The sequence below is a fragment of the Mesorhizobium sp. WSM4809 genome, from assembly GCF_055811655.1.
Genome location: NZ_JBVVQW010000002.1, coordinates 544,421 through 567,806 on the forward strand (window position 1 = coordinate 544,421; position 23,386 = coordinate 567,806).

At 63.3% G+C, this 23,386-nt stretch carries 26 protein-coding genes and 1 tRNA gene; 11 read left to right on the plus strand and 16 right to left on the minus strand.

The features are described from left to right. Positions 1 to 2 precede the first annotated feature (2 nt). The 8 genes from AC0L24_RS07045 to AC0L24_RS07080 form a co-directional block, all read right to left on the minus strand. Positions 3 to 1,433: an FAD-binding oxidoreductase gene (locus AC0L24_RS07045; RefSeq protein WP_245481872.1), complete on the minus strand. Its 1,431-nt coding sequence runs from the start codon at positions 1,431 to 1,433 to the stop codon at positions 3 to 5. Positions 1,434 to 1,465: 32 nt separating this feature from the next. After that, positions 1,466 to 2,230: an amino acid ABC transporter ATP-binding protein gene (locus AC0L24_RS07050; RefSeq protein ID WP_127395254.1), complete on the minus strand. Its 765-nt coding sequence runs from the start codon at positions 2,228 to 2,230 to the stop codon at positions 1,466 to 1,468. A gap of 11 nt (positions 2,231 to 2,241) precedes the next feature. Beyond that, positions 2,242 to 3,321, minus strand: coding sequence for an amino acid ABC transporter permease (locus tag AC0L24_RS07055; protein ID WP_127395253.1), 1,080 nt, complete (start codon positions 3,319 to 3,321; stop codon positions 2,242 to 2,244). Positions 3,322 to 3,324: 3 nt separating this feature from the next. Then, on the minus strand, positions 3,325 to 4,488 hold the full coding sequence (locus AC0L24_RS07060) for an ABC transporter permease subunit (protein ID WP_127809346.1): 1,164 nt from the start codon (positions 4,486 to 4,488) through the stop codon (positions 3,325 to 3,327). Positions 4,489 to 4,570: 82 nt separating this feature from the next. Beyond that, on the minus strand, positions 4,571 to 5,605 hold the full coding sequence (locus tag AC0L24_RS07065) for an amino acid ABC transporter substrate-binding protein (protein ID WP_127397376.1): 1,035 nt from the start codon (positions 5,603 to 5,605) through the stop codon (positions 4,571 to 4,573). A gap of 86 nt (positions 5,606 to 5,691) precedes the next feature. Next, positions 5,692 to 6,642, minus strand: a complete 951-nt coding sequence (locus AC0L24_RS07070) for a LysR substrate-binding domain-containing protein (protein ID WP_023810154.1) — start codon at positions 6,640 to 6,642, stop codon at positions 5,692 to 5,694. Between the two features lie 96 nt (positions 6,643 to 6,738). Next, positions 6,739 to 7,488 (minus strand): SDR family NAD(P)-dependent oxidoreductase, encoded by a 750-nt coding sequence (locus AC0L24_RS07075; RefSeq protein ID WP_127397377.1) that lies wholly within the window; start codon positions 7,486 to 7,488, stop codon positions 6,739 to 6,741. An 11-nt stretch (positions 7,489 to 7,499) separates the two neighbouring features. After that, positions 7,500 to 8,210 (minus strand): SDR family oxidoreductase, encoded by a 711-nt coding sequence (locus tag AC0L24_RS07080; protein ID WP_127321703.1) that lies wholly within the window; start codon positions 8,208 to 8,210, stop codon positions 7,500 to 7,502. Here AC0L24_RS07080 and AC0L24_RS07085 point away from each other — a divergent pair. Continuing rightward, entirely contained in the window at positions 8,194 to 8,457 is a 264-nt protein-coding gene (locus tag AC0L24_RS07085) for a hypothetical protein (protein ID WP_127397378.1), read from the plus strand. The two genes, AC0L24_RS07080 and AC0L24_RS07085, sit on opposite strands and share 17 nt — an antisense overlap. Positions 8,458 to 8,499: 42 nt before the next feature. Here AC0L24_RS07085 and AC0L24_RS07090 read toward each other — a convergent pair whose 3' ends face one another. From AC0L24_RS07090 to AC0L24_RS07110, 5 genes are read right to left on the minus strand one after another with little or no spacing between them, the layout of a single operon-like run. Next, the gene (locus tag AC0L24_RS07090; RefSeq protein ID WP_473563600.1) at positions 8,500 to 9,288 is read right to left on the minus strand and encodes a FadR/GntR family transcriptional regulator; all 789 of its coding nucleotides are present in this window, start codon (positions 9,286 to 9,288) and stop codon (positions 8,500 to 8,502) included. Between the two features lie 50 nt (positions 9,289 to 9,338). Then, positions 9,339 to 9,686, minus strand: a complete 348-nt coding sequence (locus tag AC0L24_RS07095; RefSeq protein ID WP_023810158.1) for a RidA family protein — start codon at positions 9,684 to 9,686, stop codon at positions 9,339 to 9,341. A 31-nt stretch (positions 9,687 to 9,717) separates the two neighbouring features. Beyond that, complete coding sequence (locus AC0L24_RS07100) at positions 9,718 to 10,524, minus strand: SDR family NAD(P)-dependent oxidoreductase (protein ID WP_473563601.1); 807 nt, start codon at positions 10,522 to 10,524, stop codon at positions 9,718 to 9,720. Continuing rightward, a complete protein-coding gene (locus AC0L24_RS07105; protein ID WP_127268820.1) occupies positions 10,517 to 11,329 on the minus strand; it encodes a shikimate dehydrogenase family protein in 813 nt (270 codons plus the stop codon). The genes AC0L24_RS07100 and AC0L24_RS07105 overlap by 8 nt, the downstream gene beginning before the upstream one ends. A gap of 6 nt (positions 11,330 to 11,335) precedes the next feature. Further along, complete coding sequence (locus tag AC0L24_RS07110) at positions 11,336 to 12,226, minus strand: 2-hydroxy-3-oxopropionate reductase (protein WP_127395398.1); 891 nt, start codon at positions 12,224 to 12,226, stop codon at positions 11,336 to 11,338. Positions 12,227 to 12,335: 109 nt separating this feature from the next. Here AC0L24_RS07110 and AC0L24_RS07115 point away from each other — a divergent pair, with 109 nt between their 5' ends. After that, the gene (locus AC0L24_RS07115; protein ID WP_127395399.1) at positions 12,336 to 13,100 is read left to right on the plus strand and encodes an HpcH/HpaI aldolase family protein; all 765 of its coding nucleotides are present in this window, start codon (positions 12,336 to 12,338) and stop codon (positions 13,098 to 13,100) included. Positions 13,101 to 13,115: 15 nt separating this feature from the next. Next, positions 13,116 to 14,333 (plus strand): NAD(P)/FAD-dependent oxidoreductase, encoded by a 1,218-nt coding sequence (locus AC0L24_RS07120; RefSeq protein WP_127395400.1) that lies wholly within the window; start codon positions 13,116 to 13,118, stop codon positions 14,331 to 14,333. A 191-nt stretch (positions 14,334 to 14,524) separates the two neighbouring features. Here AC0L24_RS07120 and AC0L24_RS07125 read toward each other — a convergent pair. Continuing rightward, positions 14,525 to 14,614 (minus strand) — tRNA-Ser (locus AC0L24_RS07125). 361 nt (positions 14,615 to 14,975) lie between these two features. On the opposite strand from AC0L24_RS07125, the gene AC0L24_RS07130 reads away from it, so the two are divergent. The 5 genes from AC0L24_RS07130 to AC0L24_RS07150 all read left to right on the plus strand — a co-directional run bounded on the left by AC0L24_RS07130 (position 14,976) and on the right by AC0L24_RS07150 (position 18,852). After that, positions 14,976 to 15,680, plus strand: coding sequence for a hypothetical protein (locus tag AC0L24_RS07130; RefSeq protein ID WP_245482561.1), 705 nt, complete (start codon positions 14,976 to 14,978; stop codon positions 15,678 to 15,680). Positions 15,681 to 15,988: 308 nt separating this feature from the next. Further along, positions 15,989 to 16,312, plus strand: a complete 324-nt coding sequence (locus AC0L24_RS07135) for a hypothetical protein (RefSeq protein WP_127266916.1) — start codon at positions 15,989 to 15,991, stop codon at positions 16,310 to 16,312. A gap of 100 nt (positions 16,313 to 16,412) precedes the next feature. Then, complete coding sequence (gene msrA / locus AC0L24_RS07140) at positions 16,413 to 17,078, plus strand: peptide-methionine (S)-S-oxide reductase MsrA (RefSeq protein WP_127395402.1); 666 nt, start codon at positions 16,413 to 16,415, stop codon at positions 17,076 to 17,078. A 208-nt stretch (positions 17,079 to 17,286) separates the two neighbouring features. After that, positions 17,287 to 18,276, plus strand: a complete 990-nt coding sequence (locus AC0L24_RS07145; protein WP_127266918.1) for a BMP family lipoprotein — start codon at positions 17,287 to 17,289, stop codon at positions 18,274 to 18,276. A 237-nt stretch (positions 18,277 to 18,513) separates the two neighbouring features. Then, a complete protein-coding gene (locus tag AC0L24_RS07150) occupies positions 18,514 to 18,852 on the plus strand; it encodes a GNAT family N-acetyltransferase (protein WP_473563602.1) in 339 nt (112 codons plus the stop codon). Here AC0L24_RS07150 and AC0L24_RS07155 read toward each other — a convergent pair. Continuing rightward, the gene (locus AC0L24_RS07155) at positions 18,847 to 19,254 is read right to left on the minus strand and encodes a hypothetical protein (RefSeq protein WP_292659536.1); all 408 of its coding nucleotides are present in this window, start codon (positions 19,252 to 19,254) and stop codon (positions 18,847 to 18,849) included. The genes AC0L24_RS07150 and AC0L24_RS07155 overlap by 6 nt on opposite strands. Before the next feature lie 22 nt (positions 19,255 to 19,276). After that, positions 19,277 to 19,483 carry a SlyX family protein gene (locus AC0L24_RS07160; protein WP_174800349.1) on the minus strand — a complete coding sequence of 69 codons (207 nt, stop codon included), beginning with the start codon at positions 19,481 to 19,483 and terminating at the stop codon, positions 19,277 to 19,279. A 229-nt stretch (positions 19,484 to 19,712) separates the two neighbouring features. Here AC0L24_RS07160 and AC0L24_RS07165 point away from each other — a divergent pair, with 229 nt between their 5' ends. Genes AC0L24_RS07165 through AC0L24_RS07175 form a run of 3 tightly spaced genes read left to right on the plus strand, consistent with a single transcriptional unit; the run spans position 19,713 to position 23,354 of the window. Continuing rightward, positions 19,713 to 21,245 (plus strand): ABC transporter ATP-binding protein, encoded by a 1,533-nt coding sequence (locus tag AC0L24_RS07165; protein WP_127328351.1) that lies wholly within the window; start codon positions 19,713 to 19,715, stop codon positions 21,243 to 21,245. Then, entirely contained in the window at positions 21,242 to 22,381 is a 1,140-nt protein-coding gene (locus AC0L24_RS07170; RefSeq protein ID WP_023812577.1) for an ABC transporter permease, read from the plus strand. Before AC0L24_RS07165 ends, AC0L24_RS07170 begins: the two co-directional genes overlap by 4 nt. A gap of 1 nt (position 22,382) precedes the next feature. Further along, the gene (locus AC0L24_RS07175; protein ID WP_127266924.1) at positions 22,383 to 23,354 is read left to right on the plus strand and encodes an ABC transporter permease; all 972 of its coding nucleotides are present in this window, start codon (positions 22,383 to 22,385) and stop codon (positions 23,352 to 23,354) included. Positions 23,355 to 23,386 lie beyond the last annotated feature (32 nt).

Genomic DNA, 23,386 nt, shown 5'->3' on the forward strand with positions numbered 1-23,386 from the left:
GTCTATTCGAAAGTTTTTCTTTGCCGAGCAGCGTGCACCAGCACGCCCGGATTCATCGTGTCCCGTGGATCGAATGCATCCTTGAGCCGCGCCATGAGTTCGCGTTCCAATGGACTGCGGTTTCGGTCGGCCATGGCGATCTTTGCGCGGCCAAGTCCATGCTCGGCCGCGAAACTGCCGCCCATTTCCGTGGCGAGCGACGATAGCGCCTCGGCGAACCGCTCGGCCTTGCCGTCAAAATCGGCGCGGCCTTCCGGCGGCGACAGATTGTAGTGGATGTTGCCGTCGCCGAGATGCCCGAACGGGTTTATCCGCACGCCGGGAAGAATGTCGTCGCAGATCTCTGCGCCGGCCTCGACGAAACGGGCGATAGCGCCCGGAGGCACCGAGATGTCGTGCTTCAGCTGCTCTCCTTCCAGCCTCTGTCCTTCCGGCTGCTCCTCTCGCAGCCGCCAGAATTGTGCGCGATGCGCGCCCGTCGCCGCCAATGCTCCGTCCAGCACCAGGCCTTGCTCCATGCCCCACTCCAGCGCCGAAGCCAGTATCTCGTCGAGCGGAACGCGGGGGGCGCCCGATGCCAGTTCGACCAGCACATAGACCTCGCCGCGTGCCTCCAACTGGTAGGCGAGGTCGGGCAGGTGTTTGAGGGCCAGTCCCAGCCCGATGTCGGAGAAGAACTCGAGCCCGGTCAGGAATTCCCCCACCTCGCCCCGCAGAAAGGTGCCAAACGAAACCGCCGCGGCGAAATCGGACATGACGACAAGCGCGCTCGCCTGCCGCCGCGGCATCGGGTAGAGCCGCAGGATCGCGCGCGTCACGATGCCAAGCGTTCCTTCCGCGCCGCAATAGAGCTTGCGCAACTGGTAGCCGGCATTGTCTTTCTGCACCGCGCGCAGCCCGTTCCATATCGCCCCGTCAGGGGTCACGACCTCCAGGCCAAGCACGAGGTCTTGCATCATGCCATACCGGAATGCCTGGCTGCCGCCGGCATTGGTGCCGACCAGGCCGCCGATCCTGGCGCTGCCTTCCGCGCCGAGATGCATCGGAAACATCAGGCCGTGCGGTTCCAGCGCCTCGTGCAACGCGGCAAGCACGGCTCCCGCCTCGACGAGGATCGAGCCGCTGTCCAAGTCCGGTTTGCCGATCGCCGTCATGCGCGAAAGCGAAACGATCACCGCATTCGGCCGATCGGCGACGGCGCCGCCGCAAAGCCCGGTGTTGCCGCCTTGCGGCACGACCGCCAGGCCGGCCGCGTGGCATGTCTTTACGACACTGGCTACTTCGGAGGTATCCGCAGGCCTGGCCACGCCCAGAGCCGCGACGCCGTAGCGATCGAGCCAATCGCGCTGATAGGGCCTTGCATCGCTGCCCGAAAGCCAGCCTTTCGGTCCGAGCATCTCGCGCAAGGCGGTGACGGGATCAGTCACGGACATGGCTGCGGCCTGACGCGGGATCGTTGCATCGATCAGTGACCAAGCACCTGCGACAGGAACTGCCGCGTGCGCTCGTTGCGGGAGGAGGTGAAGAATTCATCGGGAGGCGCCTGTTCGACGATCTCGCCTCCATCCATGAAAATTACCCGGTCGGCAACCCGGCGCGCAAAACCCATCTCATGCGTGACGCAGATCATTGTCATGCCTTCAGAGGCGAGCGTGACTATGACGTCGAGCACTTCCGCGATCATTTCCGGGTCGAGCGCAGAGGTCGGCTCATCGAACAGCATGATCTCGGGCTGCATGCAAAGGGCACGCGCTATCGCGACCCGCTGTTGCTGGCCGCCGGACAACTGACCGGGATACTTCATCGCCTGTTCGGGAATGCGTACCTTCTCCAGATAGCGCCGGGCGGTCGCCTCGGCATCCGCGCGCGGCACCTTACGCACGATCATGGGCGCGAGCATGCAGTTCTCCAGCACCGTCATGTGTGGAAACAGGTTGAAGTGCTGGAACACCATGCCGACTTCCCGCCTGATCCCGTCGATGTTGCCGACATCGTCGTTGAGCTCGGTGCCGAGCACGGTGATCCGGCCGCCATTGTGCTGCTCCAGACGGTTGATGCAGCGGATCATGGTGGACTTGCCGGAGCCGGACGGGCCGCAGACGACGATCCTCTCGCCGCGATCCACGGACAAGCTCAACTTTCGCAGCGCCTGGAATGTCCCGTAATATTTGTCGAGATTTTCGATCAGCACCGCGGGGCCGCTGGATCGGGGCGAGTTTCCTGAAAGCACGTAAACGCCCCCTATCGTTCGCCGACCGACATACGGCGCTCGAGAAAAGCGCCATAGCGGGACAGGCTGAACACGAAGATGAAGTAGATGAAGGCGATGAAGGCATAGACCTCGACATAGGCGAAGCGCCACTCGCCGGTGCCGTAGGCGGCATTGCCGGAGGCCAGGATCTCGAAGAAGCCGACGATGATCACCAGCGAGGTTTCCTTGAACGAGATCACGAACTGGTTGATCGTCGCCGGCAGCGCATTGCGCATGGCCTGCGGTAGAAGAATGCGGCCGACGCGCTGCCAATAGCGCATGCCAAGCGCCATGGCTGCCTCTTCTTGCCCACTGGGAACGCCCTGCATCCCACCCCTGACGATCTCCGCCTGATAGGCGGAAAAAAACAGGGCCGAGCCCAGGATCACCCGGTACAGCTTGTCGCCCACCAGCCATTGCGGCAGTGCGAACGGCAGCACGATGGCGAAGGTGAACAGGATCGAGATCAGAGGCAATGAACGCACCCCGTCGATAATGAGGCCGGAGGTGCGGGAAATCCATGGCAGGCCGGAGCGGCGCAGCAGCGCCAGGCAGATCGCCAGCGGGAAGCCGATCAGGCAGGTGGTCACGAAGATGAACAGGGTCAGCGCCAGTCCGCCCCAGGCCTCCTCGCCGACATAGGGCAGACCAAGCACGCCGCCCTTCATCAGCACGTAGAAAAGCGCCGTTCCGGCTCCCCATACGAGTGCGATGCGGCGACCCGACCAGAAGGCTGGAACGCAACTTAGCACCGTCATGACCACGACGATCAGGCAAGCCAGGGCCGACCGCCACTGCTCGTCATAGGGATAGAGGCCGAACAGGATGATGCGCCATCGCGCGGCAATGACCGACCAGCAGGCTCCCGCCGCCGCCTGGCAGGCTTCGGGTCCGCCGCTCGTCGTGAAGACAGCCGAGAAAACCGCCCAATTCAGGAGCTTCCAGGCCAGGAAGACCATGACCGCCAGGGAAGCCAGCGACAGCAATGCCTGCAGGGGCGTCGCAAAGAAGCGCCGCCTCAGATCCTCGATCTTGCCAATGGCAGGAGGGGCGACAACGACCATTTCCATCCCTCACCCCCTCAACTGGTTGCCCTTGAGGGCGATTGCTTTGTTGATGCGGTTGAAGATGGCGGCGAGGCTGAGGTTGATGACGAGGAAGCCAGCCATCAGGATGCCGATCGCTTCGATTGTCTGGCCGGAATGGTTGATCGTCAGCGCCACGATCATGAAGAAATCGGTGAAGCCCACCGCGATGCCCATTGTGGTCGCCTTCATCAGCCAGACATACTGGTTGGCGAGGATTGGCAGCATGGCGCGTAGTGCCAGCGGCAGCCGCACCAGCATGAAGACCCGCCACGGGCCGAGGCCCAGGGAAAGAGCCGCCTCGACCTGGCCCTTGCCGACAGCCTTGAACCCGCCGCGCACGATCTCGGCGATGTAGGAGCCGCCATAGATGGCGATCGCGATGGCCAGTGTCGCAAACTCCGGCGGAATGCGCAGGCCGCCTCGCAGATTGAGACCTTGCAGCGCCGGAAAATCGAGTAGCGGCGAGTCGGCCAGGCGGCCGGCCACCAGAACGATGGCCGCGCAGGCAAGTGCCGCCGCCGTGCCGGCAAGCTGAATGCCGCCACGCTGGCCGACCGGCAGGCTGAGGCGCGATGTCCTGCCCAGCCAGATCGGCAGCGCGATGGCGGCAATCACAGCCAATGTCGCCGCAGCGAGCGCGGCGCTGCTGACATTGGGGAACGGGATGTAAAGCCCCCGGCTGGTGAGGAGAAAGCCCCATCCCTCATGCGCGGCGCGCGGCGTCGGCAGATGGGTGATGACGGCATACCAGAAAAAAACCTGGAGGATCAGCGGGATGTTTCGGAAGATGTCCACATAGGTGCGGCCGAGCAGCCGGGCCAATTCGTTCGAGGATGTCCGCGCCAGGCCGACGATCGTTCCGACGATCGTCGCCAGCGTCAGGCCGACGGTTCCCAGAAACAGCGTATTGATGATCCCGATGAGGAAGTACCACCAATAAGGGTCGTTGGCCGTGGCGGGCAGCAGCGAGAAGTTCAGGTCCCAGCCCGTCGACTTGAACAGGAAGTCGAATCCGGAGGTGATCCCCTGCGCCGCCAGGTTCTGTCTGGCGATCACAATGCCGGCAAGCACCATCGCGGCGATCGAGCCGACATACAGGATCTGCAACAGTGCGTTGCGGACTTTTTGATTTCTCAGCAGGCTGACCATTCAGAAATCCTTCCCGAATTGCCGCGCGGTCCCGCCCGGCGGGAGCCGGGCGGGACCTGGAGCGGGATGCGTTCAGAACGGATCAATCAACAACCAGCGGGAACAGGACACCGCCATTGTTCCACAAATTGGTCAGTTCGCGATCCATCTTGTAGGGCGAGTCCTTGCCGAGATCGCGATCGAAGATTTCGCCGTAGTTGCCGACGTTCTTGATCACCTTGTAGGCCCAGTCGTCGGAGAGCCCGAGACCCTTGCCCATGCCTGGCGTGACGCCGAGGAATTTGGCGACCTGCGGTGAAGTCGGCTTGGCCTTTATCTCGTCGACGTTCTTCGATGTGATGCCTTCCTGCTCGGCAAAGATCAGCGTGCTCAGCGTCCAGTTGGCGATGTCGACCCAGTTGTCGTCGCCTTGCCGCATGATCATGACTTCAGGCTCGACGGCGAGCACGTCGGGCAGGATGACATGGTCGTCGACCTTGCTCTTGGCGATGCGCGCAATGGCCAGTGTCGGACCCCACTGCGCATAAAGATCGCAGCGTCCCGAGAAATAGGCCTGCTCGAGCTCCTCGGTCTTCTCGATGAGCACCGGTTCGAGCTTGATGCCTAGCTTGGCAGTATAGGCAGCGACCTGCTGTTCCTGCGAGGTGCCGGCGGGAATGCAGATCGTGCCGCCGGCGGCATCCTTGAGCGACTTGAGGTTCAGCTCCTTGTGCGCCATCACCTTGGTGGTCCCGAGATAGTAGGACATGGAGAACTGCAGCCCAAGTTCGGTGTCGCGGCTGAGCGTGCCGCCCGAGGCCTTGACGATGATGTCGACATCGCCGGACTGCAGGGCCGGCCAGCGCTGGGCCCAGCTGATAGGAACGACTTTCAGCTTCGCAGGGTCGCCGAACACGGCCGCGGCCACCGCCTTGCAGAGGTCGATGTCCATGCCCTTCCAGTTGCCCTTGTCGTCCACCTCGGCGAAGCCGAGATAGGAGCCGTCATGGCCGGTGCAGTTCAGCATGCCGCGTGCCTTGACGGTTTCGAGCGTCTTGCCGCCAGCGGCTTCCGCCGGCGCCGCAAAATGCACGAGGCCAAGGGCCAGGGCCGAAGCCCCCCATTTGATCATTTTCATGTTCCGTCTCCACTGTTGAGGTTGTTTGGTTTCTTGTTGTTGGAGGCCCGAAAGGCGTCTTTCAGGCCTCGGTCTCGAAGCCGCTTCTAGTCGGAAAGCGGGGCCGGTTTCGGTAACGAGGAAATCGTGAGGTCGCCGCGCCAATCCTGCTGAGCCAGCCATCGGTGAAGTGCCGCGACCGCCTTCACGCGCAGATGTCCGCGTGGGACGACAAGATAGAAGCCCGGGACTTCCTCCGGCTTCATGTCGGCAATGGCGTCGCGGCCGATCGGCGCGACCAGCGTGCCCGCCCGGAAATCTTCCTCGGCATCGATGACGGAAACCAAGCCCACACCTATGCCTTGCAAGGTCGCCCGGCGCATGGTCGCGGCGTCGTCGAAGCTGATGCTGCGGTCGCCATCCGTCAGTTCCACGCCAAGGTGGCGCAATATGTCCGGCCACAGACGCTTCGACTTGACGGTGTCGAGCAACGTGAACTGTGTCAGATCATGCGCCGACTTGATCCTTTCGCCGATCGCCGGCGTGCAGCAGATGATCTTCGGATCCGGCACCAGCAACGTGGTTTCATAGTCGGACCAGTTGCCGTAGCCCCACTGGACCGTCATATCGATATCGTCGCGCCCGAAATCGGGCAGGTCGACCATGGTCGTCAGGCGCAGGTCCGCGCCCGGCAAGATTTCCCGGAACAACGAAAGCCGCGGCAGGAGATAATGCGTGGCGAAGTATGGGCTCGCATTCAGGTTGATGCGGTCCCGATAGTTCGACTTGGTGACGCGGCGAACGCCTTCGGCAAACTCGTTGAAGCCGGCTTTGACATAGTGCGACAGAAGAATGGCCGACTCGGTCAGTTCGATCGACCGGCCCTTACGCTCGAACAGCGTTACCTGGAGCGTATCCTCCAGAAGCTTGATCTGCTGTCCGACGGCCTGCGGCGTGACCAGCAATTCATCCGCCGCCTGCCGAAAGCTCTTGTGCTGCGCGACCGCGTGGAACACGCGCAGAGCATTCAGCGAGGGAAGGCGCAGCTTGCCGGTCATCGAAAATTCCGTTCCTTTCCCTGCTTGTGGCCCGGTCGGTCATGCACTGCCTCGGTCATGCACTGCCAGAGTTCAGTCGCCCGCGGCGAAAGAGACTTAGGCGTATATGTAACCACCTGAAACAATTACGTTTTCACCGGTCATGTAAGTGTTCTTGGGGCTGCCCGTCATCAGCACCCATTCGGCAATCTCCTTTGGCTCGGCACCGCGGCCGAGCGGGCTCGCCTTGGCCAGTTCCTCCAGGAAGCCGAGCGCTTTCGCCTTCTCCGTCGCCATGCCGGCCGGCGCCACCGAATTCACCAGAATGCCGTCCTTCGCCACGTGATGGGCAAAGGATCGGGTAAGGCTGACGACGGCGGCCTTGGTCGCCGCATAGTGAGCGTTCTGCGGATGCGCCTTGAAGGCGTCGACCGAGGTCAGGTTCACGATCCGGCCGCGGACGCGGCTCTTCGGCTCCTGCGATTGCATGTGGCGAACCGCCGCCACCATCATGTGGTAGGTGCCCTTGATGTTGATGCCGTTGGAGGCATCCCAGTCGGCGTCGGTGATTTCGAGGAGCGGGCGGCGAGGGTAGATCGCGGCACAATTGATCAGCGTGTCGACGCGCCCGAGTTTCGAAACGATCGCCTCGAATGCGGCGTGGCACTGTGGGCCTACCTGGATGTCGCAAAGGGCGGTCGCGGTAGGCAGTCCGCTGGCCTTCGCGGTCGCCAGCGCGGACTCGGCGGCTTCCTGGTTGATGTCGATGATGCCGATCTTTGCCGCTCCGGCCTCGACAGCCATCTCGGCTAAGAGGGCACCGAGGCCGGCACCACCGCCAACGATCAGAACGGAAAGATCTTTCATCCCAGTTTTCCTTACTTGGTACCGCTTGGCGAGGTTGGCCAAGTCGGCATGATGTCGAAACGGGTAACGTCGGCCCACGCGGGGAGCCCAAGCACAGCGACGACCATCCTGGCCACGTCATCCGGCTGCACCACTTTGCTGGCGTACATGGCTGCGCGCGCGTTGGCGTCGAGGATGTCCTGGTAGAGCTGCGTCTCGACACGGCCGGCAACGATCTCGGTGACGCGTACGCCCGATGGGGAGAGGTCGGCGCGCAGCGCTGCTGCAAAGCCTGATATCGCCGCCTTGGTCGCTGAATAGACGGCAATGTTGGAGTATGCCGCGTGGCCCGCTGTGGAGCCGGTGAACAATACATGCCCGGACTGCCGCTCGCGCATTTGCGGGACGACGAGGCGCGTGAGCAGGATTGCCGCGCTGAGGTTCACCTCGAGCGTGGTGTCGATGTCAGCGATCTTCATATCGGCGAAGTTGCCGAGCGGCGGCATGACCCCGGCATTGTTGATCAGCACGTCGATGGTGAGATCCGCCAGGGCCGCTTCCAGGGCCTCGCGGTCGGTGACGTCGACGGCAATCGGCACGATGCCGGGCCGCTGTGCCTGCAGCTCCTTGAGCGCGGCCTGGCTGCGCCCGACCGCATAGACGTCGTAGCCGGCGTCGCTCAGCGCGATCGCGATGGCCCGCCCTATGCCGCTCGTCGCACCGGTGATGAAGGCTGTCGTCACGTGGGCTTTCCTGATTGTCTGTTTTCAGTTTGCGGCCCGGGCCGATGCCGCGAAACCAAGAAAACCAGCAAAAAGGAAAGATAAACTTTCGAAAATTTCGGATGCTTCCAAAATCCGTTGGGGTGTTCGGATAACCGCAGCAGCCGAAAACCCAAGGAAACGCTGGCAAGCTGGCGCCTTCAGCCCTTGGGAAACCCGCGCAGCCGGTGACGGAACAAAAAACACGGCTTTCGCAATGGATGTCTAATTTTCGGCCCAGGCGCGCCGATGCGATCGAATTCGCGAGGCCTCATGCGCCTGTCGAGGCAGGCCTTTTCATGTCGGTGAAAAGTGAGGCCGCCGCCGCCTTCTGCTCGGCTTCGATTGCCTCCACGCCAGAGGCTCGGGCCAGGGCGCGCACCCGCCCGAGACTGTTGTGCAGGTGCTTGCGCATGGCCTGGCGGGCGGCGCGGCCATCCTGCCTTTCGATGGCGTCGACGATTGTCTTATGTTCGCTGTGTATGCGCGCGTAGTAGCTGTCCTTGAGTTCGGGCGTGACCAGATAGCCGAGCTGGAAGCGCGGCACGATCATCGGCCCGAGATAGCTTAGGAAACCGTGGATGAATTCATTTCGTGCCGCCTTGGCGATCGCCAGGTGGAAATCATAGTCGTAGTGGATCTGGACGACGGCGGGATCGGCCTGCTGGGCGTCGACCTGTTTCATCAAGGTGCGGATCGCGCTGGCTTCCGCATCGGTGCGCCGTTCCGCGCACAATCCTGCCGACTCCACCTCGACGCTCAACCTCAGCTCGAGCAGCGCAATGGTTTCCGGCAAGGTCCTGAGCGCTTCGTCCGGTATCGAGAAGTTGCGCGGCGCCGGCGTCTCGCTGACGAACATGCCGCGCCCCTGCTGCGGCACCACCAGGCCTTCGGAACGCAGTCGCGCCACAGCTTCCCGCACCACGGTGCGGCTGACATCGTACTCGGCGCAAAGCTCCGCCTCAGTCGGCAATTGCGCGCCGGGCAGCAGCTGTCCGGAACGGATCTTCTCGGACAGGCTCTCCGCCACGACGGTGGAAAGCGGCTTGCGCTTCGTCATCAGTCTCCCTCTCGCCAGATTCGGGATGATGCCCGAACCGGCAGGACCATTCAAACCGCCGCGGTGACGATCAGCTCGACCAGCATTCCGGGCTTCGCCATCCGTCCTTCGCCCGATGAGCGCGCCGGTGCGTGCTCCCCGGGCATCCAGGCGTCCCACACCGCATTGACCTCGTCGAAATCCCTGATGTCGTCCAGCCACATCTGCACATGAAGGATGCGGGTCTTGTCCGTGCCCGCCTTGCCAAGCAGCGCATCGATCTTGCCGAGCACCTCGCGCATCTGGTCGGCCGCGGACTGGCCGGGCCTCGCGACCTGGCCGGTGAGGTAGAGCGTGCCGTTATGGATGACGCCATGGTGGATGCGGGTATCGAAGTCGAAGCGCTGGATGTCGCTCACTGGCGGGATATTGATCACTGGATTATCCTTGTCAGATAGCCGGCGTTTGCCGGATGGGATTTCCCTGCAGATATTGTGCGTAAGGCGCCTGAACCAGCCAGCCGGCGTCGACCGGCAAGGTGACGCCGGTAATCGAAGCAGCGCGCTCCGAGCAGAGGAACAATGCCGCCTCGGCGACATCGCGCGGCTCGACGAAGCGTCGCAGTGCCGTGGTGGCCTGTATGGCTTCGGGGTTGCGTTCGCCCCTGGCGATCTTGGTCTTCAAACCATCGGAAAGTGTATAGCCAGGGGCGACCGCATTGACGCGAACGCCATGCGGGCCGAGTTCGGCGGCGAGGATCTGGGTCAGGGCCAGGACCGCATGCTTTCCCGGCGTGTAGGCCGGCAGCGACAGCGGCGCGAAAGAGGCGAGCGAGCCGACATTCAGGATCGCGCCTCGCCGGGCGGCCGACATCAGCCGGCCAAACACCTGGCACCCCAACAGCGTGCCGCGATAATTCACCCGCCACATCTTCTCGTCCTCGTCCAGATCCTGAAGAAGGACGTACTTGCCGCTCTGCAAGATGCCGGCGCAGTTGACGACGACGTGAGGCGTGCCGAACCCGTCGCTGACAATCCGTGCCAGAGCCTCGACTGAGCCGCTATCTGCGACATCTGTCTGGACAAACAGCGCACGCGGCGCGCCCGCCGCCTGACAGGAGCCGGCCGCCTCATTGCCCCTCGTCGCATCCCGGCCGGAGACGACCACATGATAACCGTCTTCTGCGAAGCGCTGCGCGATAGCGCGTCCGATGCCGGAGGTGCCGCCGATGACGACGGCAGTCGGTGTCTCAGCCATGGCCGCGGTCCTTGCCTTCGATGTCGAAGAATTCGGACATCGCCCGGACCTGGAAATCCATCATCGGGCGTCCCGGTTGAACGCGGCAGCCGATCCCCTTGGCCGCCCGCAGCAGAGCGGTTTCCGCAGGCTCCATGATGATGTCCACGACCGTCATATCCGGGGTCAGCCGGCTGACGTCAAGCGGCAGCGGATCGCCGGCATGCATGCCGACAGGCGTGGCGTTGATCGCCATATGCATGCCGGAAGGCTCGGCCTCTCCGACCTGGATGCGGCATTTCGGGAACGCGCGGCCAACCAGCGCCGCCAGTTTCCCGGCGCGCGCCGTATCGATGTCGGTAAGGCGGATTTCGTCGGCGCCGGCTTCCGCGAGACAATAGGCGAGCGAGGCACCGGCGCCACCGGCACCGACTTGAAGAATGCGGCGGCCGGCGATCTGATGTCCGTTCGCCTTGAGCGCATCGATGAAGCCGACGCCGTCGAAATTGTCGGCATACCAGCTGCCATCCGGCAGCCGTCGCACCGAGTTGGCGCTTTCCACCCGCGCGGCGCGGTCATGCGCGGCGGAGCATTTGTGGTAGACCGCAACCTTGTACGGCACCGAGATGATCACGCCCCTGATATTCTCGGCTGCCGTGATGCCGGCCCAGAAGGTCTCGAAATCCTCCGGGCGGCAGCTCAAGGGCACCATGAGGCTGTCGAGGCCCTTCTGCTCGAAGATCTCGTTGAATATGCCGGGACTCTTGGCATGGGCCACGGGATGGGCCAGCATCACGAAGATCTCGGCCTTGCCGGTTCCGCGCATCGGTTTTTACTCCTTTTCTTTTGACAGTTCGTGGCCGCCGAGGATCTCCAGCGCCCGGACGAGAGACGAGTGATCGGCCTCGGCGCCACCTGGATGGGCCGAACAGGCATTCATCAGTTGCTGCGCCATGGCGGTGTTCGGCAGCGCCACGCCAAGGGCGCGGGCACTGTCAAGGGCCAGGTTGAGATCCTTCTGGTGGAGCTTGATGCGAAAGCCTGGGGCGAAGGTCCGGTCGATCATGCGCTGGCCATGCACTTCCAGGACGCGGGAAGCGGCGAAGCCACCCATCAGGGCGCCGCGAACCTTCGCCGGGTCGCACCCGGCCTTGCTGGCGAAGACAAGCGCTTCGGCCACGGCCTCGATGTTGAGCGCAACGATGATCTGGTTGGCGATCTTGCAGGTCTGCCCGGCGCCATTCTGCTCGCCGATCAAAGTGACGTTCTTGCCGAGTGTCTCAAAGATCGGCAGCGCCCGCTCGAACTCGGCGGCCGGGCCGCCGACCATGATGGTGAGGCTTGCCGCCTTGGCGCCGACCTCGCCGCCCGAGACCGGGGCGTCGAGGTAGCCGGCTCCCTTCTCTCGCAGTTTCGCCGCGAACGCCGCCGTGGCGATGGGGCTGATCGAGCTCATGTCGATGACCAGCTTGCCGGCTGACAGTCCTTCCAGGACGCCGTCCTCGCCCAACAGGACGCGTTCGACGTCAGGCGTGTCGGGCAGCATGGTGACGACGATCTCGGACCCCCGTGCCACTTCGGCGGCGGACGCGACCACCGATGCGGTCAGGCCCTGCGGCAGAGGGGAGCGATTGAGAACGGTGACGATCTCATGCCCGGCATCGGCCAGGTGACGCGCCATCGGTGCTCCCATGACGCCAAGCCCGATGAACCCGATCCTCATTCTCCAGCTCCCATTCGAAAGTCCGTACATCGCATCTTGCAGCGTTTTGTAGCCATATGATATAGGACATCATACAAATTTCAACCAGATGATTGGAGACGATCGCAAGATGCAAGAACGCCTCAACACGCTGAAAGCCGCCACCGCGGCTGGCCGGGCTCACATCGGCATCTGGTGCTCGCTGGCTTCGGCGCTCACCACGGAGATCGTCGCCGGCTCTGGAGCCGATTGGGTTCTGATCGACGGCGAGCACAGCCCCAACCATCTGCGCAGCATCATGGCGCAGCTTCAGGTGATGGGCGGCTTCGACAGCGAGGCTGTCGTCAGGCTGCCCTCCGACGATCCCAATCTGATCAAGCAGGCGCTGGATATCGGCGCACGCAGCCTGATGATCCCCAATGTACGAACCGCCGATCAGGCCCGCGCCATCGTCGCGGCCATGACCTATGCGCCCGGCGGATTTCGCGGCTTCTCGGTCGGTCACCGCGCCAACGCCTTCGGCCGCATCGCCGGCTACCACGCCAAGGCGCGTGAGCAGCAACTTCTCGCCGTGCAGATCGAGGATCAATTGGGCGTGGCGAATGCCGCCGAGATCGCGGCGGTCGACGGCGTCGACGTTCTCTTCGTCGGTCCCGGCGATCTTTCCACCAATATGGGCGCGATGGGCAATCCCGGCGCGGCACATGTCCAGGAGGCAATCTCGTCCGTGCGCAAGGCCGCGACGGCGGCAGGCAAGGCAAGCGGCATCCTGGCGCCGGCGAAGGCCGATGCCGACCGCTACCTTGCCGAAGGCTTCACCATGGTTGCCGTCGGTTCGGACCTTGGCCTTCTTGCGCGGGGCTCGGATGCCCTGATCGCTTTGTTCAACCAGTAGCTTGGAGTCGGAGCCATGGGGATCCCGCCTTACAAAGCGCCATCGCGCAACGCCTACGACATCGTCATCGTCGGCGGAGCGGTTGTCGGCTCGTCCACGGCCTACTGGCTGAGCCAGGCGCTGGGCAGCGGTGCCTCGATCCTCGTGGTCGAGCGCGATAGCAGTTACGAGTTTTCATCGACGGCGCTGTCCACCAGCGCGATCCGGCAGCAATATTCCAATCCGATCAATGTGAAGATCAGCCAGTTCGGCATCGAGATCATCCGCGGATTTCAGGAGCGTATGGCACCTTTCTACAAGGACGAACCGGCGCCCGACCTCGGCTTCAAGGAGCATGGATATCTTTACTGCTGTTCACCCGACGGCGTCGAAGCGGCCCGCGAGCGCGTCGATCTGCAGCGCAGTTTTGGGGCCCACACAGTGTTCCTCGAGCCGGGCCCGCTGAAGGATCGCTTCCCCTGGCTCAATGTGGAGGATCTCGGTGGCGGTTCCTGGGGGGCTAGGGAAGAGGGCTGGTTCGATTCCGTGGGGCTGATGAACGGTTTCCGCCGCGCCGCCCGCGCCAGCGGCGTCGAGTATATCGACAATGCAGCGACAGGGCTGGATATTGCCGATGGACGGGTCATCTCGGTGCGCCTCGCGACCGGACAGACGGTTCGTTGCGGAACATTGGTCAACGCCGCGGGCCCGCGCGCGCAGCAGGTGGCAGCCATGGCCGGCCTGTCGATCCCGGTCGCGCCCTACAAGCGCTACAGCTTCGTCTTCGCCAGCGCCAACCCGATCCCCGGCCGGATGCCCAATGTCATCGACCTTTCCGGAACATTCGTGCGTCCCGAAGGCGAGCTTTTTCTCACCGGCAACACGCCGCAGGGCGACGGACCGGCCGGCTACGACGACTTTGAAATGCATCATGAAGAGTTCGACGACCACATCTGGCCGGCACTCTGGCACCGCATTCCGTCTTTCGACGCACTCAAGGTCCAGACCAGTTGGACCGGCCACTACGAGTACAACATGCTCGACCACAACGGCATCGTCGGCTTCCACCCGCAGGTGACCAATTTCATGTTTGCCAACGGCTTCTCGGGGCACGGGCTGCAACAGTCGCCAGCCGTGGGCCGGGGAGTTTCAGAACTTATCGTTCACGGGGCTTTCCAGACGCTCGATCTGTCGCCATTCTGTTACGAGCGCATAGAGCGCAACGAGCCGTTCCTCGAGGAAGCGGTGATCTAGGGCGAGACGATCGACCACCCCGTTTTGATTTGGCGATGCAATTCACTACGGGACGTCGGTCGTGTTCGAGATTGCACCAAGCACAAGTGCCCCGGTTGTCCTCCTGGCCTCGAGATCGCGATGAGCGTCGGCAGCCTGCGCCAGATCATATTGCCTGGGCGCGCCTATCTTGATCACACCTAGGTGCAAACTGGCGGAGAGAGCGGGATTCGAACCCGCGTTACGGTCTCCCGTAAACACACTTTCCAGGCGTGCGCCTTCAACCACTCGGCCACCTCTCCGTCCATGCATGTCGCGTCGGCCGGTTTTGCCGCGCGGATTGGGGAGATGCACCTCCCTTGGGGCAAGGCGGAACTTCCGCCGTCGGCGCCGCCAACCAGCGAACGCCCTTCCCCGCACCTGAGCCGTCGAAGCAACAGGCGCGGGGCTCATCTAGTCGATCCGGCGCCGAATGCCAAGCCATAACGGCAGTCTATTCGCTTTGCCGGCCACACAGTGTTTCACAACGCGGCCGGCATGCCCGTTTTTACGGGCGCCGCCGCTGCAATGGTGTGCACAGGCACGACCGCCGGGCCGGCCGCCCTTGACTTCCCCCGAAGTTGCCTGTCGGGTGCCGAGGCTTTGCGGGGGCATCGTGCGCACATGACATCGAGCAATGGACAGACGCCAGTCAGGCGGCCGGACAGCGGGCTTTCCTTCGTGCCGGTGGGCTGGCTCGTCTTCGTCATGGCGTGGTCGGTCTACGGCCTGATCTCCGTCTGGCCCGCGGTCGGCGCCACCGGCCTGCCAGACAGCGTGTTTTACCTTGTCTATGGCGGGCTCGCCGTCGACATCGTCACCATCCTGTGGGGGCTTTACCTGCTCGGCCTCGCCTTCGGCCGCTCGGCCCGTTTCCCGCGCCAGTTCACCATCTGGCAGGTCGCCACAATCATCTGGCTGGTGGCCTGGCAGGCCTGTGCACTGACGATTTCGGATTTCGTCTTTTCGGGCCAGGCGCTTGCCATCACCGCTGCTCAAATCGCCATCGGGTTCCTCTGCATCTATCTGCTGCGCCGTGGATCCGAAGCCGATGCCGTTTATGTCAATCCGGAAACCGAAAGCCCGCCTGTCTTCGTCTCGGTCGTCGCCGCGCTGCTCGGCATCGTCCTGGGCGCGGTCATCGGCGCCGTGGGCGGATTCGCCATCGGCTCGGTGATCGCTGATGCCACCAAGATGAGCTGTTTCGAGGGCGCCTGCGGCTATTTCGCCGTGTTCACCGGCTTGGCCGGCCTGGTGATCGGCGCCATTGGCGGCGGCGTTTTCGCCGTCTGGCGTGTCCATCGGCGCAAAAGGAAGCCGGCCGCATAATTCGCGCAGAGCAACGAATCCGGGTTCACCCGGTCTTTGAAGACTTGGCCGGCACGTCGGTTTGCGAGGCACCAAACGCAAAAACCCGCCTGTGCGGCGGGTCGTCGGCGCAAGTCAGCACCATGTCGAAATTGTTAACATAGCTGCCCTCACATGTCAATGAAAAGCTACCCGACCGACTGTCGTCCGGCCTTCTGTTGACCTGAGTTTGGAGTCTGCAAATTCGCGTATGGCGATTGCGATCCAGCCATGCGCATTCTATCTCTGAAAGGCCCCTCGGGAGGGGACCAGCCCGGAGGAGGGTTCTGATGTTTCGCTTCGTCTTTCGTCTTGCCGCAATGATCGCGCTGTCGATTTCCGTCATCATGGCGGTGCTCGACGCGACACGCACCGTGGCGGCCTCCGTGCTGGTGCTGACCCCGCTCAACACCAGTTGGCTGGCGGTCTCGCCTGACACGAGGGCCGCCTTCGAAACCTTCATCCGAACCAAGGCCAGCCCGCTGCTGTGGGACGGCGCCGTCGCCTGGGTGCTGAACCAGCCGGGCTTCGCCGTGTTCGCGGTGCTGGCTTTCCTGCTCTATGCGATAGGCTACAGGCGGCCACCGCGTGCTGGGCAGTTCGCCGCCACCTAGAGCATCGGACCCAAAAGCGGTTGCCGGTTTTGGGAATCCGATGCTCAAACAAAGCCGCCGTCATGCGGCTTCTTGCGTTTCACCCGGAGAGGAGCCGCGCATGTTCTTTCTCAGCGACATGCTGAACAAGAAGCTCAATCTGCCGAAGCCCTCCGAGGCCCTGCCGGGCCGCGCCAGGGCGATCCCGACCGCATCCAGGCACAAGGTCTTGAAAAGATCGCTCAAGGGTCCTTATCCCGAGAGGCTGGAGACGGCGATGTTCGGACTGGGCTGCTTCTGGGGTGCGGAGCGGCTGTTCTGGCAGATCGAAGGCGTCTGGGTCACGGCCGCCGGCTATGCCGGCGGCTTCACGCCCAATCCGACCTATCAGGAGACCTGCACCGGGCTTACCGGCCATGCCGAAGTGGTGCTGGTGGTCCATGACCCCGAGATCGTCTCCTATGCTGGGCTTCTGAAGCTGTTCTGGGAAAGGCACGACCCCACGCAGGGCATGCGCCAGGGCAATGATGTCGGCACCACCTATCGCTCCGCGATCTACACGAGCGACGAGGCGCAATTGCGGGCGGCGAGCGCCTCGCGCGATGCGTATGAGACCTCGCTGCGCGGTGCCGGCCACGGCAGGATCACCACCGAGATCGCGCCGGCGGCCGAATTCTACTTCGCAGAAGCCGATCACCAGCAATATCTGGCGAAGAACCCTTACGGCACGTGCAACCTCAAAGGCACCGGCGTCGCTTGCGTCATCCCTGTCACCGCGTCCACGTAACACTTGGCGCAAGGACAAGCTGCGGTGCGGCTTGCCCGCATCAAGCTTTTCCAAAAGGTCAAAATTCCGCGTGAATTTTGTTTCGGGCCATGCCAGATTGCCGCCGAGCGGGAGGGAGTACACTCCTGGCTGACGTCGTATGCCTGCCGGAGAACCGGGCAGGCATGCGGTGCATAACGGAAAAAATAACCGACAGGGTGTGGATCACATGAAACGTATCGTTCTCGGCCTCCTGGCCGCAACCGCAATGGTTCTTCCGGCTTTCGCCGCGGATGTCCAGCCGGCCATCCTCTATGATCTCGGCGGCAAGTTCGACAAATCCTTCAACGAGGCTGCCTACAACGGCGCCGAGAAATTCAAGACGGAAACCGGCACGGCCTACGTCGAATTCGAGGTCTCCAATGCCTCGCAGCGTGAGCAGGCGCTGCGCCGCTTCGCCGAGGACGGCCGCAACCCGATCGTCATGGCCGGCTTTGCCTGGACGGACGCGCTGACCAAGGTCGCCGCCGAATATCCCGACCTGAACTTCGCCATCATCGACGACCAGGTCGATCTGCCGAACGTGCGGTCGCTGAAGTTCAAGGAACAGGAGGGCTCCTACCTCGTCGGCATCCTGGCGGCGATGGCCTCTAAGTCCAAGAAGGTCTCCTTCGTTGGCGGCATGGATATCCCTCTGATCCGCAAGTTCGAATGCGGCTATGTCGGCGGCGCCAAGTCGGCGGGTGCGACTGATGTCATCCAGAACATGACCGGCGACACGCCGGCTGCCTGGAACGATCCGGCCAAGGGCGGCGAGATCGCCAAGACGCAGATCGACCAGGGCTCCGACGTGATCTACGCCGCGGCAGGCGGCACCGGCGTCGGCGTGCTGCAGGCGGCGGCAGATGCCGGCAAGCTCGGCATCGGCGTCGATTCCAACCAGAACGGCCTGCAGCCGGGCAAGGTGCTGACCTCGATGCTGAAGCGCGTCGACGTCGCCGTCTACACCGCCTTCATGGACGGCAAGAACGGCACCTTCAAGGGCGGAGTCGAGAATCTGGGCCTCAAGGAAGGCGGTGTCGACTACGCCATGGACGACAACAACAAGGCGCTGGTGACGGACGAGATGAAGGCGGCCGTCGAAAAGGCCAAGGCCGACATCATTGCCGGCAAGACCGAAGTGCACGACTATACGGCTGACAACGCTTGCCCCTATTGAGCGGCACGAACACACAGGCATGATCTGCAAACCGCCGGGCGCCAGCCCGGCGGTTTTGTCTTTACCGGATCGAGCGAAACGTTCGCTCCGTGCCGGCCACCGTTTCGGGATACAGATGCAGCCGAAGATCGCACCCATGGGCGAGCACGACGTAGCAGCGGTAGCCCAACTGCGCCTGGCCACGTTTTTCGAGGGAACCGGAAGGACGCTCGGGAAGATGCGGCAGGGCTTCGTGGCTTGATTGCCGGTGACGGCTTCGAGGCGGCATTCGTTGCCCGGATCGGCGACACCCCGGTCGGGACATGCCTGCTGGTCCGCCACGAGCTGGAGCCCGTACATGATCTGACGCCATGGCTGGCCGGGTTGGTCGTCGATGCAAGGTATCGACGCCGAGGCATCGCCACCGCGCTGGTCAAGGCAACGGAAGCCCATGCGGCGTCACGGGGCGTCGAGATGCTCCATCTCTACACATGGGATGCGCGTGATTTCTACGCGGCTCTCGGCTGGAATACCGTTGAGATAAGCGGCTCGGACGGCGAGAAGATGGCGCTGATGTCGCGCCGGCCTCGCCTATAGCAGCTTCGCGACGAGACAGCCCAGCGCGAACGCCACCATCAGCCCGGTGGCAACGACAACTCCGCGCCGGCCGCCAAGCGCGTGCACGCCAATGCCGTATGGTGGCCGGGACAGGCTTCGGATCACCGTGCGCGGTTTGACCTCATTGCCGCCGAGCTCGACGCTGCGCATCTGAGGTAACTCGGCTAGGCGTTGGGTAACCAGTTCCCAATGCCTGCCAGGCAGCAGGTCGCGTTTTCCGTAACGGTCGAAGAAATACATCTGCTCGGCAAGTCGCGCGACCGCGTCGCGGAAGGCGGGATCGACCTCCAGGTCACGTTCGGCCCGTTCGCGGTCTTTGTCGTTCATAAGACCGAGCACATATTCGCCGGCCCGCGCGATGCGATCGCTTTCACTGACCAAGGCGTGCACCTTCCCTTTTTCCTCACCAGTGCGGTGGCTTGGTTACCGGCACTTCATCTCCTGTCTGCTCCTCCAGCGCCAGGAAGCGATCCGTCAGCGCGTCGAGCTTGCGCTGCATGCGCTCGATCACCTTCCACTGCTCGGCGATCTGGCCGGACAGTTCCTCGATGGTCTTCTCCTGCTCGGCGGCGCGTATTTCCAGCGTCGTCAGCCGGTCGGCGGGCGTGATCATGTGAATTCCCCAGTCTCACCGCGATGTCGTTCACCGCGATGTCTTGCGCCGTGATGCGAATTTCGGCGCCGTCATACTAGCGAATGTGAAGGCCCCGGCCACGTTGCAAATTGACAAGCGCACCGGGATTTGTCGAGAGTGAACCGGCTCCGCCAATTGGCACGGGCGGAGCGTCATGCTAGGCGTTTTGACCAAGCGATAAAAAAATAAGAGTGGGACAGGCTGCATGGCGCAAGCCGCAATCGAGTTGATCGGCATCAACAAGAGTTTTGGTGCGGTGCGCGCCAACCGGGACATCAATCTTGAGATCGGTCGCGGCACGATCCACGGCATTGTCGGCGAGAACGGAGCTGGCAAGTCGACGCTGATGTCGATCCTCTACGGCTTCTACCAGGCCGACAGCGGCGAAATCCGCGTTGGCGGCCAGCCGGCCTCGATCAAGACCCCCAATGACGCCATCGCGCTCGGCATCGGCATGGTGCATCAGCACTTCATGCTGGTCGACAATTTCACGGTGCTGGAGAACGTCATCCTCGGCGCCGAAAGCGATGCGCTCTTGAAGAAGAGCATCGCCAAGGCACGCTCCGAACTGGAGCGGCTTGAGCGCGAATACGGGCTGGAAGTCGATCCCGATGCGATCATCGAGGAGCTGCCGGTCGGCCTGCAGCAGCGGGTGGAGATCCTGAAGGCGCTCTATCGCGGCGCCGAGATCCTGATCCTCGACGAGCCGACGGGCGTGCTGACGCCGGCCGAGGCCGACCACCTGTTCCGCATCCTCGGGCAATTGAAAGACCAGGGCAAGACGGTGGTGCTGATCACCCACAAATTGCGCGAGATCATGGCCATCACCGACACCGTGTCGGTGATGCGCCAGGGCACGATGGTGGCGACGCGCGAAACCAGGAAGACCACTGTCGAGGAACTGGCCGAGCTGATGGTCGGGCGGCGCGTGCTCTTGCGGGTCGAAAAGGGCGAGGCCGAGGCCGGCGCCGTCAAGCTCGCGGTCAAGAACCTGACGGTGAAGGATACGCGCGGCGTAACCATGGTCGACGACATCTCCTTCGATATCAGGGCCGGCGAGATCGTCGGCATCGCCGGTGTCGCCGGCAACGGACAATCCGAACTGCTCGAGGCGATTTCCGGCATCAGGCGTGCGGTGTCCGGCTCGGTCATGCTCGACGGCAAGCCGATCGACCTGACCGGTGCGGCCGACCCGGGCGAACTGCGCGACCGCGGCCTGGCGCATGTGCCGGAGGACCGCCATCACGTCGGCCTGGTGCTGGCCTTCGAGGAGAACGAGAATTCGATCCTCGGCTATCACGATGATCCCCGCTATTTGAAGGGGCCGTTCCTCAACATCGATGCCATCCGCAACGATGCCAGGGACAAGATCGCCAAATACGACATCCGCCCGGCCGACTGCCGGCTGAAGACCGCCAATTTCTCCGGCGGCAACCAGCAGAAGATCGTGCTGGCGCGGGAGATGGAACAGGACCCTGGTGTTCTGATCGTTGGCCAGCCGACACGCGGCGTCGATGTCGGCGCCATCGAATTCATCCACAAGCGCCTGATCGCCATGCGCGACCAGGGCAAGGCGGTGCTGGTGGTGTCGGTCGAGCTGGACGAGATCCGTTCGCTGTCCGACCGTATCCTGGTGATGTTTGCCGGCCGCATCGTCGGCGAGCGCGGTCCCGAAGCGACCGAGGGCGAACTCGGCCTGCTGATGGCTGGCATCGAGCACCAGGAGGCAGCACTTTGAGCGCGCCTTACGCCAAACTGCCGGCCTGGGCCGACTATGGCCTGATCCCGCTGATCAATCTGTTCGTCGCCTTCGTCGTCGCCGGCTTCGTCGTGCTTCTGGTCGGCGAGAATCCGTTGCGCGCAGCCGTCATCCTGGTCGAGGGCGCCTTCGGCAAAGGCACAGGCATCGCCTTCACCCTCTTTTATGCCACCACCTTCATCTTCACCGGGCTTTCGGTGGCGGTGGCCGCGCATTGCGGCCTGTTCAACATCGGCACCGAAGGGCAGGCCTACATCGCCGGCCTCGGCATCGCCATCGTCTGCCTGAGCTTCGACAGCACACTGCCATGGTGGCTGACCTTCCCGCTGGCGATCATTGCCGCGGCGGCGGTCGGCGCATTGTGGGCGCTCATCCCGGCCTATCTGCAGGCCAAGCGTGGCTCGCACATCGTCATCACCACCATCATGTTCAACTTCATCGCCGCCTCGATCATGGTTTACCTGCTGGTCGGCCCGTTGAAGCCAGCCGCCTCGCAAGCGCCGCAGACGCGTAACTTCCTCGCCGGCGCGGAATTGCCCAAGCTCAACTGGATCATCGAGCTGTTCGGCGCCAAGATCCGTTCGGCGCCGCTCAATGTCACCTTCCTGCTGGCGCTGGTCATGGCCTTCCTGGTCTGGCTGCTGATCTGGCGCACCAAGCTCGGCTATGAAATGCGCACCTACGGTCACAGCCCGAAAGCGGCACGCTATGCCGGCATCTCCGAAACCCGCATCATCATCACCGCCATGATGATCTCGGGCGGGCTGGCCGGCATGATGGCACTCAATCCGGTGATGGGCGATCAGCACAATGTCGCCATCGACTTCGTTTCCGGCGCCGGCTTCGTCGGCATCGCCGTGGCGCTGATGGGCCGCCTGCACCCTGTCGGCATCGTGCTGGCGGCGATCCTGTTCGGCATGCTCTACCAGGGCGGCGCCGAACTCGCCTTCGAGATGCCGGCGATCAGCCGCGACATGATCGTCATCATTCAAGGCCTGGTGATCCTGTTTGCCGGTGCCCTCGAGCACATGTTCCGGCCCTACATCCAGGCGCTGTTCGCCTCGTTCAGTCCGCGATCGGTGGGCATGGAAGCGGTCAAGGGGAAAGGTGCCTGAGATGGATGTGTTCAACGCGATCATCCAGACACTGGACTCCACCATCCGCCTTTCGGTGCCGCTGCTGCTTGCCTGCCTCGCCGGCCTCTATTCGGAACGCGCCGGCATCTTCGACATCGGTCTCGAAGGCAAGATGCTGGTCGGCGCCTTCGCCGGCGCGGCCGCCGCTTCCGTGTTCCATTCGGCCTTTCTCGGCCTCGGCATGGCCATCCTGATCTCGGTCGCCTTTGCCATGATCCACGGCTTTGCCTCGATCACCCATCGCGGCAACCAGATCGTCTCCGGCGTGGCGATCAATTTCATCGCCGCCGGCTCGACCATCATCCTCGGCCAGGCCTGGTTCCAGCAGGGCGGGCGCACGCCGGCGCTGCAACCGGGCGAGCGCTTCGAGGCCATCACCTTGCCGGGCGCCGAGGCCATCCGCGGCGTTCCGATCATCGGACCGATCTATGCCGAGCTCCTGTCGGGCCACTCGATCCTGGTCTATCTTGCCTTCCTGATGGTGCCGTTCACCTGGTGGGTGCTGTTTCGCACCCGTTTTGGCCTCAGGCTGCGCGCCGTAGGCGAGAACCCGGCCGCCGTCGATACTGCCGGCATATCGGTCGCCTGGCTGCGCTACAGGGCGCTGATCTGCACCGGCATCCTCACCGGCATTGCCGGCGCCTACCTGTCGATGGTGCAAAATGGCGGCTTCGTGAAGGACATGACCGCCGGCAAGGGCTATATCGCGCTGGCAGCCTTGATCTTTGCCAAGTGGAAGCCGGTCAACGCCATGTTCGCCTGCCTTCTGTTCGGCTTCCTGGACGCGGCGTCGATCCGCCTGCAGGGATCACCGCTGCCCATCATCGGCAAGGTGCCGGCGCAGTTCATGCAGGCGCTGCCCTACATCCTCACCGTCATCCTGCTCGCCGGCTTCATCGGCAAGGCAATCCCGCCACGCGCCGGCGGCGTGCCTTATGTCAAGGAACGTTGAGCGACGGGTCGGCTTTGCGCCGGGTTTTGAAC

Excerpts from the sequence above, each read along its gene's own strand:
- AC0L24_RS07055 (WP_127395253.1), bottom strand. The coding sequence starts at position 3,321 with ATGGAAATGGTCGTTGTCGCCCCTCCTGCCATTGGCAAGATCGAGGAT.
- AC0L24_RS07100 (WP_473563601.1), bottom strand. The coding sequence starts at position 10,524 with ATGGCTGAGACACCGACTGCCGTCGTCATCGGCGGCACCTCCGGCATC.
- AC0L24_RS07060 (WP_127809346.1), bottom strand. The coding sequence starts at position 4,488 with ATGGTCAGCCTGCTGAGAAATCAAAAAGTCCGCAACGCACTGTTGCAG.
- AC0L24_RS07110 (WP_127395398.1), bottom strand. The coding sequence starts at position 12,226 with ATGAGGATCGGGTTCATCGGGCTTGGCGTCATGGGAGCACCGATGGCG.
- AC0L24_RS07045 (WP_245481872.1), bottom strand. The coding sequence starts at position 1,433 with ATGTCCGTGACTGATCCCGTCACCGCCTTGCGCGAGATGCTCGGACCG.
- AC0L24_RS07175 (WP_127266924.1), top strand. The coding sequence starts at position 22,383 with ATGGATGTGTTCAACGCGATCATCCAGACACTGGACTCCACCATCCGC.
- AC0L24_RS07145 (WP_127266918.1), top strand. The coding sequence starts at position 17,287 with ATGAAACGTATCGTTCTCGGCCTCCTGGCCGCAACCGCAATGGTTCTT.
- msrA (WP_127395402.1), top strand. The coding sequence starts at position 16,413 with ATGTTCTTTCTCAGCGACATGCTGAACAAGAAGCTCAATCTGCCGAAG.
- AC0L24_RS07115 (WP_127395399.1), top strand. The coding sequence starts at position 12,336 with ATGCAAGAACGCCTCAACACGCTGAAAGCCGCCACCGCGGCTGGCCGG.
- AC0L24_RS07165 (WP_127328351.1), top strand. The coding sequence starts at position 19,713 with ATGGCGCAAGCCGCAATCGAGTTGATCGGCATCAACAAGAGTTTTGGT.
- AC0L24_RS07075 (WP_127397377.1), bottom strand. The coding sequence starts at position 7,488 with ATGAAAGATCTTTCCGTTCTGATCGTTGGCGGTGGTGCCGGCCTCGGT.
- AC0L24_RS07130 (WP_245482561.1), top strand. The coding sequence starts at position 14,976 with ATGACATCGAGCAATGGACAGACGCCAGTCAGGCGGCCGGACAGCGGG.
- AC0L24_RS07090 (WP_473563600.1), bottom strand. The coding sequence starts at position 9,288 with ATGACGAAGCGCAAGCCGCTTTCCACCGTCGTGGCGGAGAGCCTGTCC.
- AC0L24_RS07135 (WP_127266916.1), top strand. The coding sequence starts at position 15,989 with ATGTTTCGCTTCGTCTTTCGTCTTGCCGCAATGATCGCGCTGTCGATT.
- AC0L24_RS07105 (WP_127268820.1), bottom strand. The coding sequence starts at position 11,329 with ATGCGCGGAACCGGCAAGGCCGAGATCTTCGTGATGCTGGCCCATCCC.
- AC0L24_RS07085 (WP_127397378.1), top strand. The coding sequence starts at position 8,194 with ATGAAGGCTGTCGTCACGTGGGCTTTCCTGATTGTCTGTTTTCAGTTT.
- AC0L24_RS07070 (WP_023810154.1), bottom strand. The coding sequence starts at position 6,642 with ATGACCGGCAAGCTGCGCCTTCCCTCGCTGAATGCTCTGCGCGTGTTC.
- AC0L24_RS07120 (WP_127395400.1), top strand. The coding sequence starts at position 13,116 with ATGGGGATCCCGCCTTACAAAGCGCCATCGCGCAACGCCTACGACATC.
- AC0L24_RS07065 (WP_127397376.1), bottom strand. The coding sequence starts at position 5,605 with ATGAAAATGATCAAATGGGGGGCTTCGGCCCTGGCCCTTGGCCTCGTG.